Origin of the sequence: [Clostridium] symbiosum ATCC 14940 (genome assembly GCF_000466485.1) — a bacterium.
Classification (GTDB): Bacteria; Bacillota; Clostridia; order Lachnospirales; family Lachnospiraceae; genus Otoolea; species Otoolea symbiosa.
In genome coordinates, this window is sequence record NZ_KE992935.1 from 1 (window position 1) to 9,382 (window position 9,382).

7 protein-coding genes are annotated in these 9,382 nt (G+C 48.6%); all 7 read right to left on the reverse strand.

What is annotated here, in order from left to right; genetic code table 11:
* Window positions 1–83: 83 nt before the first annotated feature.
* On the reverse strand, window positions 84–3,263 hold the full coding sequence (locus tag CLOSYM_RS13135; protein ID WP_044902423.1) for a DEAD/DEAH box helicase: 3,180 nt from the start codon (window positions 3,261–3,263) through the stop codon (window positions 84–86).
* Window positions 3,264–3,398: 135 nt separating this feature from the next.
* Complete coding sequence (argS, locus tag CLOSYM_RS13140) at window positions 3,399–5,180, reverse strand: arginine--tRNA ligase (protein ID WP_021642470.1); 1,782 nt, start codon at window positions 5,178–5,180, stop codon at window positions 3,399–3,401.
* Between the two features lie 87 nt (window positions 5,181–5,267).
* The gene (locus tag CLOSYM_RS13145; RefSeq protein WP_003503648.1) at window positions 5,268–5,960 is read right to left on the reverse strand and encodes a peptidoglycan recognition protein family protein; all 693 of its coding nucleotides are present in this window, start codon (window positions 5,958–5,960) and stop codon (window positions 5,268–5,270) included.
* Window positions 5,961–6,085: 125 nt separating this feature from the next.
* Window positions 6,086–6,643, reverse strand: coding sequence for an elongation factor P (gene efp / locus CLOSYM_RS13150; protein WP_003503647.1), 558 nt, complete (start codon window positions 6,641–6,643; stop codon window positions 6,086–6,088).
* Between the two features lie 127 nt (window positions 6,644–6,770).
* Window positions 6,771–8,195 (reverse strand): shikimate dehydrogenase, encoded by a 1,425-nt coding sequence (gene aroE / locus CLOSYM_RS13155; protein ID WP_003507326.1) that lies wholly within the window; start codon window positions 8,193–8,195, stop codon window positions 6,771–6,773.
* A gap of 1 nt (window position 8,196) precedes the next feature.
* Window positions 8,197–8,715: a YqeG family HAD IIIA-type phosphatase gene (locus CLOSYM_RS13160; protein WP_003507329.1), complete on the reverse strand. Its 519-nt coding sequence runs from the start codon at window positions 8,713–8,715 to the stop codon at window positions 8,197–8,199.
* A complete protein-coding gene (nrdR, locus tag CLOSYM_RS13165; RefSeq protein ID WP_003507331.1) occupies window positions 8,715–9,188 on the reverse strand; it encodes a transcriptional regulator NrdR in 474 nt (157 codons plus the stop codon). Before nrdR ends, CLOSYM_RS13160 begins: the two co-directional genes overlap by 1 nt.
* Between the last annotated feature and the right edge of the window lie 194 nt (window positions 9,189–9,382).

Consider the following 9,382-nt stretch of genomic DNA (forward strand, 5'->3'; position numbering starts at 1 on the left):
AGGTTTTCGCCGGGACGAAAGACTCCGCCGGGGGATTGGCCCCGTCCACTGGCCGCAGGCCGGCGGCGTCCTCACCTGCTTATTTAAATCTCCAAAATCTTTATCAATTCCTCCCTGCTCATTTCAGCCAATGAAACCATTCCTTCCGTCACAATCTGATCCGCCAGATTCTTCTTTGCTTCCTGCAAATTCAGAATATTCTCCTCTATCGTATCTTTCATAATCAGCTTATAAACCGTCACCTGCTTCTCCTGCCCGATACGGTGGGCGCGGTCTGTCGCCTGGTTCTGCGCCGCTACATTCCACCATGGATCGTAATGGATCACGATATCGGCCGCCGTCAGATTAAGTCCCGTCCCTCCGGCCTTCAGGGAAATCAGGAATACCGGCACCTGATCGCGGTGAAACGCATTAACCATTTTATTCCGCTCCTCCTTTGTGGTGGAACCGGTAAGAAGATAGAATGGAATTCCTTCTTTTTTCAGCCTGTTTCCTATAATTCCCAGCATCGAGGCAAACTGGGAGAATAAAAGGATTTTATGGCCTGATTCTGCAGCAGAGAGAAGAAGGGAGACGCAGGTCTCAAGTTTGGCCGACTCACCGTTATACCGTTCGAAACAGAGGGACGGATCACAGCAAAGCTGCCTGAGTCTCGTAAGCTCTGCAAGAATCTGAAATTTCCCGGACGTTTCAGCCGTCTTTTCATCCTCCTCAAGGCTCTGGCGGAGTTTTAAGGCCGCCGCACGGTAAAGCTCCTTCTGCTTTCCTTCCGGAGCCGAATAGACAACCTTTTCGAGCTTCACCGGCAATTCCTTCAATACGTCTGATTTCAGCCTTCTCAGGATAAATGGGCGAATCATCCTGTGGAGATTCTCAAGAGCCTCTTCATCCTCCTCTTTTACAATCGGTATCTCAAACATGGTTTTGAACTTGCGGTAGGTAAACAAAAAGCCCGGCATCAGATAATCAAAAATGCTCCACAATTCGCTGAGTCTGTTCTCCACCGGCGTTCCTGTCAGGGCAAACCTTGAAATTGCTTTGACTGCTTTGACTGCTTTCGCACTCTGAGTAGATGCATTCTTGATATACTGCGCCTCATCAATTATCTCAAATCGGAACGTATGCTCCATATAATAAGGCAGATCTCGTTTCAGAAGATCGTAGGAGGTAACCACGGCGTCATACTCATCAATCTGTTCGAGTTCCTTCTGCCGTTCCGCCTGCGGGCCGGTCACCAGCAGTACTCTGAGAGAAGGCGCAAAAATGGAAAATTCATGTCCCCAGTTATAAATCAGGGAAGCTGGACAAATTACCAGGGAAACCGACGGCTGCGCCATGCCCTCGGCTGTACCGCAGGCACGCTCTTCCTTTTCCGCTGCCAGCAGGGTTATCGTCTGAAGCGTCTTTCCCAGGCCCATGTCGTCTGCAAGGATCCCGCCGAACCGGTAGCCGTCCAGCATCTTCATCCAGACAAAACCGGCCTTCTGATATTCGCGCAGAACCTTCCTCTGTTCTGCCGGCGGTTCATACCCGACCGTCTCAGATGACTGCAAATCCCTGACAATCGTTTTAAACAAGCTGTCTCTGGAAAATGGAATATGCCCATTTTCTTTGACCAGACTTTCCAGATAAAATGCCCGGTAAGCCGGCAATGATATCATTCCTGACTGCAGCTCATTCTTTCCCAGCGCCAGACCGTCGGTCAGCTTCAAAAGGGTCAAAAGACCGTCGTCGGTCAGTCTCAGAAAATCTCCGTTTTTCATCCGGCAGTACTTCTTTTTCTGTTTGTACTCCGAAAGAATCCGCATTATCTCTGAGGTATTCATCCCTTCCGCATCCACTTTAAGATTCAGCCATCCTTCATGAACCGATACGCCCAGGGATATTTGGGGCGGAGCCAGAACCTTCATTGATTTGACGCTGTCGGAGACCCATACCTCCCCTGTTTCACCAAACCGGTCAATGCCTTCGCTCAGGAGACGGTAAATTGCATCCTCATCGTCACGTATGACAAGATATTCACCGTTATCTTCCCTGTATTCAAAATATTTTGTAATCAGGCGGCTGACCCGGAATTCTTCCGGCACGTCCCTGCATATCTCCTTCGGTATTTTTTCATCCTCCAGCGGATGAAAAGAAAAATCACCATAGGAGAGAATCGGCTTCATCGTAATTTCTCCCGGCTGTCTGCTGTCAAATTCAAATCTGGCCTGCAATTCTCCCGGCCTGTAATAATCCCAGTCAATCCCCCCGGACTCCAGGATTCCTGACAGATCCAGCTTTTTCAGGACTCTCTCATAAAAAAGAGGAATATCCCGCTCATTTACGCTTACCTTCCGCGCTCCCCCCGGCTCAGACAGTATCTGTGTGAGAAAAATAGTCAGGTTTTCAGTGCTCTCATCATCACAGCAGTAAAGATGGGTTTCATCCGCCACATAGAGGCTCTTCTCCCCCTGAAAAACCATCAGTTCGTCCGGGATCCTGATCTCAAGCCCTTCCCGGCCAATCCTCTGAGCCCGGACACGAATGGCCGGTTTGCCCCGTAAAAATTTAAGCCGCGTTCTGTGCCCCCTGCAGGTCTCCGTCTCGATTTCCCTGCCCTCCACAATTGCAAAAAAACGGTCGCAGGCCGAACGGCTGAGTAACAGTGTATTAAGGGCCGGTGCCGCAGCGGCTGTTCTCTTTCTGATATCCTCATAATGCTCTTTATAGGCCCCCGTCTCTTCCATAACCATCTGCACCAGAGGCCTGCTTTCCTCTGAAAATGCCAAAAGGCTGTGTTCAAATGCAAAGCCCTTTCCGTATTCGACTCTTTTTCCCGTTCTGACCGCGTCGGCAAAAGCTCCCAAATCCTTTATCAGATACTGCCTCTTTCCCCTGATCCGGCATTCCAGGGAAACTTGGCGGCGGCTGATAATCAGGCAGGGGACAAACTCCACAACCGGGGCCGTTTCCTCTCCCATGATGCGTGCAACCTCCCGGTTTGTATATTCACGTATCATCGCCCTCACCGCAGGGGAGGTTGAAACGGGAAGCGCATTCATTTCCTGCTCCCTGAGCCGGTACTTTTTAAACAGCTCAAGCCCGTGTTCACAAATCCCCTTGTATGAACTTCCGTAAGGGCAGGAACAGTGATAATCATAAATTTCACCGCTTTTAATAAAAATCCTTGTTCTGTATGATCCTTCCCCGTCTTCTGCTACTGCCTGGACCCGGACTTCTCCTTTCCAGAATGTGTCTACCGTCATATCCCTGATGCTCAAGATACCCCTCCAATAGCTGTCTGTTCCAATCGGCAAAAGCAAGCTCCGAAGGCTTTTCACCGTCAAAAAGGCAGCTCTCCATATTCAGACAGGCGGCTCCCGGAATGGACAGCCGCCTGTTTCAAATTCACTTGATTACATATGCTCCGGAGATTCCATCCCCAGAAGATCCATACAGGTGTCCAGAATCTCTTTTGTCAGCGTAATCAGGCTGATAAATGACGCCTGCTTACAGGCATCCTCCTCAGCAATGATCTTATTTTCCAGATAGAAATTATTGAATGCATCCGCAAGGTCGGCCATGTACTGGCAAATCTTATGCGGAGCGGTCTCTGCAAACGCGGTTTCAATAATCTCGCCAAAACGGCAGAGTTCCAGCTGAAGCTCTTTCTCCGATACGGACTGTGCCGGACGGATCGGCTGCCTTTTTGCATCTTTGCCTTTCAGCTCCTCATATTTTTCCAGAATCGATTTAATTCTTACAATCATATACTGGATATGGGGACCGGTATTGCCCTCAAAGGAAATAAAGCGCTCCACATCAAATACATAGTCTTTCGTCGCCTGATTAGAGAGATCTCCGTATTTCAGGGCCGCAAGGCCGATAATCTCAGCGGTGCGTTCCATCTCATTCTCCGGAACCTTCTGTTTTTCCTGGATCTTCTTATAAACTTCCCCGTTAATATCCCTGATTAACTGCTCCAGACGCATTACTCCGCCGTCCCTTGTCTTAAACGGACCGCCTTCCTTGCTGTTCATCGTACCGAAACCGAGGAAAATCATCTGTGTATCTTCTTTTACTATTCCCGCTTTCTTTGCGACACGGAATACCTGAACAAAATGCAGTTCCTGACGCTTGTCCACTACATAGATATAACGATCCGGCTGATACTCTTTCTCCCTCTCAATAATGGTTGCCAGATCAGAGGTTGCGTAAAGTGAGGCGCCATCCGATTTCCTGACAATACAGGGGGGATATTCTTTTGCGTCGCCTTCCTGCGCCACGTCAACTACAAGAGCGCCCTCGCTCTCATAGGCAAGACCTTTCTCAATCAAATCGTTAATCAGGCCGGGAATATACGGCTGGGCATCGCTCTCACCTTTCCAAAGGTCAAAATAAACTTTCAGGTTATCATAATTCTTTTTCAAATCAGCCAGTGAGACATTCATGATATGGTTCCAAATGGCCCTGTATGGCTTGTAGCCGTTCTGAAGCTTAAAGGTGGCCTCCTGAGCCCTCTCCTTGAACGCCTCGCCTGCTTCTGTCTTTTCCTTCGCTTTTGCGCTGGCTGTCGGATAGATCTCCTCCAGCTCTGATATCGTAAACGGCGCTTCCTCCGGGTATTCTCCCTGGAAAGTCTCATCAAAATAGACAAGCTCCGGCTGTCTGTCGTGAAGCTCCTCGATGATCAGACCCATCTGAAGCCCCCAATCGCCCAGATGAACGTCGCCTATGGTCTTGTGTCCCATATAACGGCAGATACGCTTAATGCTCTCGCCGATAACGGCAGCCCTGAGATGCCCCACATGAAGAGGCTTCGCCACATTGGCCCCGCCGTAATCCACGATAATCGTCTCCGGGTCCTTTGCTTCCTCGAGACCGTACTTCTCATCCGAGGCCATCCTGTTCACATATCCGGCAAGATACTCCGGATTCAGGCGGATATTGATAAATCCGGGCATAACGGCATTAATCTCAGAAAACATGGAACTGTCTTTCAACTGCTCCACCAGTTCATTCGCTATATCTATCGGTTTCTTTTTGTAAGCTTTGGCCGCCGCCATGGCGCCGTTGCACTGGTATTCACAGAGATCCGGCCGGTTAGACAGGGTCACACGGATAAATTTTTCGTCGTATCCGCAGCCGGTAAAAGCCGGCTTTAATTCCTCTATGATCAAATCCACTATCTTTTTCATCAGGTTACTCTCCTTCTAGTATTGCCTTTGCTTTCGGTACAGCCGTCCATTCCGCTGTCTCTTCTGCTTTTTCTATGTTTAAGCGATTTAACGCATCGCTTTTTTTACATCTTTTTTAAACTGCTTCCAGGCTCCCTCATCCTCCGAGAAGTTCTTGGGGCATGCCTTTCCCGTTACATCATAGTGACGTATCACATCCTTTGTGGTCAGGTCCAGCTCTTTACAAAGCCATGCTGTCAGTTTTACCAGGGATTCATACGTTTCCTCGGTAAATTCTCCGTCCTCGCCGGGATGGCAGCATTCAATCGAAATCGTATCCGAATTGCGGTTATTGGAAGCAAACGACTTCTCGTCTACCGGTATACACTGGATAATCTCTCCATCCATACCAATGATAAAATTGCTGCTCACCGATGTTGTATTGCTGCCGCTCTGGTTTTTCAGGCTTTCAAAATAATCCCTGTTCTGCTGGGCTGTCGTTCCCGGATTCCCGATATAGTGAACGACAATGGAGTTCACCGCCGCCAGCTTGGTTCCCGGTCTCGAATACGGATTTACCGTTAAAAACTGCTGGTCAATCCACTCCGGCGCTTTGATGGCGCTCAAATCTATGGCCTTCCGAATCGTTGTCCCCCTTAACAGCCATCCGGTTCCCGTTCCCAGGATAAATGCAACAATGCCGATGACACAGCGGATAATGAGTCTCTTGCGGATCAGCTGCTTCCGCCTTTGCTCCTTTGCAACGGCAGATCGGCGGCTCTCTCTTCTCTCCCTCTCCATCCGTTCTTCTCCTCTTTCGTACTTCGTACAAAGTAAAAAAGAACTGCTGTAAAATCTCGCTCGTCTCCTCCGGATATTTTACAGCAGCTCCATTTTCCATATGGTAGCCGTTCAGTTAAACTCTATTACACTCTGGACAGATACTCACCCGTACGTGTATCAATCTTAATCTTATCGCCCTGATCTACGAATAACGGAACGTAAACGGTAGCTCCTGTCTCAACGACAGCCGGTTTTGTAGCTCCCTGAGCCGTATCACCCTTGAAGCCAGGCTCAGTATCGGTAATCTCCAGTTCTACAAATAACGGAGGCTCTACAGAGAATACATTGCCGTTGTAGGAACAAACCTTGCACATTTCATTCTCTTTGACAAATTTGAGAGCATCACCGATTGAATCCGGATTTAATGCAACCTGCTCATAAGTGTTCACATCCATGAAATGGAACAGATCACCGTCTGAATATAAATACTGCATGTCCACTCTGTCGATTCTTGCTGCCGGGAACTTCTCTGTCGGTCTGAAAGTTCTCTCTACTACGCCGCCGCTCATTACATTTTTAATTTTAGTTCTAACGAATGCAGCACCTTTACCAGGTTTTACATGCTGAAATTCCATAATCTGAAAAACGTTGCCCTCGATTTCCAGTGTAATACCGTTTCTAAAATCGCCCGCTGATATCATAAATGATACTCCTCCTTAAATTCTCTGTTGATCTTTTTTATTTTATACTATAATACCCTGTTTTTCAACTACTTTTTGACGATTCACGTCCATTTGCGTCTGAATTGCGCTGCAATCCGGCCATTAATCAACTGCCTTCATATACCGGCGTGTCTTTTTCAAGTTTTTCAATCATTTTCACGACGTGTGAAATATCAATTCCGTCAACTTCCACAGACTGATGTGAACTTTCCATGTAAATCGGATTACGCTTTTCAATCAGCTCCTCCACCTTCTGCCTGACATTGTCTCCCTGAAGCAGCGGCCTGGAGGTGTCGCCCTTCAGTCTTTTTAATACGGTGTCGGCAGACACGCGCAGATAAACGACGCGGCCCAGCTTTTTCAGCAGTTCCCTGTTCTCTTTGCGCATCGGAAGTCCGCCTCCTACTGAGAGAATGAGGCGTTCTTCTTCCTTCCCCCTCTCTGCAACCAGCTTTTTCAGAAGCTCCGTCTCCATGCGGCGGAAGGTTTCTTCCCCTCTCTCGGCAAAGATGTCGGAAATGCTTGTTCCCGCTTCCTCCCTGATCAGATAATCGGTATCCACCATGGTAAGACCGTGTTTCTTCGCATACGCCTCGCCGACACATGTCTTTCCGGCTCCCATAAAACCGATCAGAATCAGGTTGGCCTTCCTTGAGGACGCCAGTCTGCTGGCTGCGAGACGTTCCTCTATAATCGTCCTCGCTTCTACAATCGTATCTTCATCGACCTTCACACCCGGATTCCACAGTTCATAGGAGATCACCCCCTGGTAAAGCAGCATATTAAGCCCGTTTACTGCGCGGCCGCCGGCTGCCTCCACATTTTCCATGAACTTTGTCTTTGCCGGAGTATAAATCACGTCGACTGCTTCGCTGATTTTCTCATAAAATGAAGGATCCTCAATCGGGGCTGCTCCTACCTTCGGATGCATCCCCACACTGGTGGACTGGACGGCAAAATATTTGCCTTCCGGGATTTTATCGTGATCTTCCAGCGCCAGAGGCCTGACCACATCCCTTCCTGCCAGACGGTTCACCCATTCCGTCAGGTGCATTGCTTTCTCCTTACTCCGGTTCAGCAGATAGATAACCGAAGCTCCCTCCTTAGCCATCATATAGGCTGCCGCTTTTCCGGCGCCGCCGGCGCCGATCAGGATGCAGGCTCTGTCTTTGATTACTATGCCCTCCTCCTGAATGGAGCGAAGCAGACCGGGAACATCCGTATTATACCCCTTATATCCGCCTTCCATCCTCACCAGCGTATTCACGGCGCCGATGTCTGCGGCAGTTTCGTCTATGTCCTTTAAATATTTCATTACCGTCTGTTTGTGGGGAACCGTTACGTTGAGTCCAAGTATATTCAGGGCATAAGCGCCCTCTACCGCCGACTGCAGATTCTCTTCTTTCACTTTATACGGAACATACGCCAGATTAACTCCGGTTCTCTTTGCATAATGGTTCTGCAAAAGCGGTGACATACTGTGTTCTACCGGATTGGCAATAATCCCGCATATTTTAGTTTTTCCGTCCATACTATCTCTTCCTCTTCTGAATTTTTCTTTTCTCTCTATTATAAAAATACAGCACAATCCATTCCAGGCGGCGCTTTATAACGATCTGAATTTCCTCTTTCGGATGAATCGGCTTAACCAGTATACCGTATATCCCTGCCCTGTTGGCTCCGTAGACATCGGTAAAGAGCTGATCGCCGACAAAAAGGGTGGTCGCCTCATCTGTCTTCATCAGCTCCATTGCTCTTTTATAACCTTTAATTCGGGGTTTTCCTGCTTTGAACAGATAACGCGAAGCCACCTGAGCGGCAAAGGAGGTCACCCTTGGTTCTTTATTGTTGGACATCAGGCATGTCTCCATCCCCATCCCCCTCAGTCTCTCAAAAAGGGCCACGGCCCTTGTATCAGCCGGGGCCCCATGCGGTACCAGGGTATTATCGATGTCAAAAATCACTCCTCTGATCCCTCTGCCATAAAATTCTTCATAGGGGATATCATAGGCCGAATCCACATATTCTCTGGGATAAAACGCATTAAACATCAGGCTTTCCTTCCATCCGGTTTATTCTGGAGAAGTTTACCCAGTTCTTCCATAAAGGTGTTGACATCCTTAAATTCACGGTATACAGAGGCGAATCTGACATAAGCCACCTCATCCAAATCCTTAAGCTTGTCCATCACAAGCTCACCGATGGCCGATGTACTGATTTCTTTCTCCTCCATATTAAAAATCTTGTTCTCAATAGCATCAATCACAGAGGCAATCTGCTGCGGAGATACCGGCCTTTTGTGACAGGAGTGGAGTACGCCTGCCTCGATCTTGGCCCGATCATATACCTCCCTCGAATTATCTTTCTTAATTACCATTAACGGGATCGTTTCCAGTTTCTCGTACGTGGTAAACCGCTTGCCGCAAGTCTCGCACTGGCGGCGACGGCGGATGGAACTGTTGTCGTCTGCCGGCCGGGAGTCGATTACCTTCGTATCCGCTGCATTACAAAATGGGCATTTCAAATATTTTTCCTCCTGACACGAATAATTGTGTTTATTTTATCGCAACGGGTCGGGATATGCAAGTGTTTTATCCAGAAAATTAAGCAGGTGAGGACGCTGCCGGGACGGCCAGTGGACGGGGTGGTGGGGTGAATCTATGAGTCTTTCGTCCCTGGTAAGCATTGTTGTGAGTTGGGACTGCGGAGAAGATATAG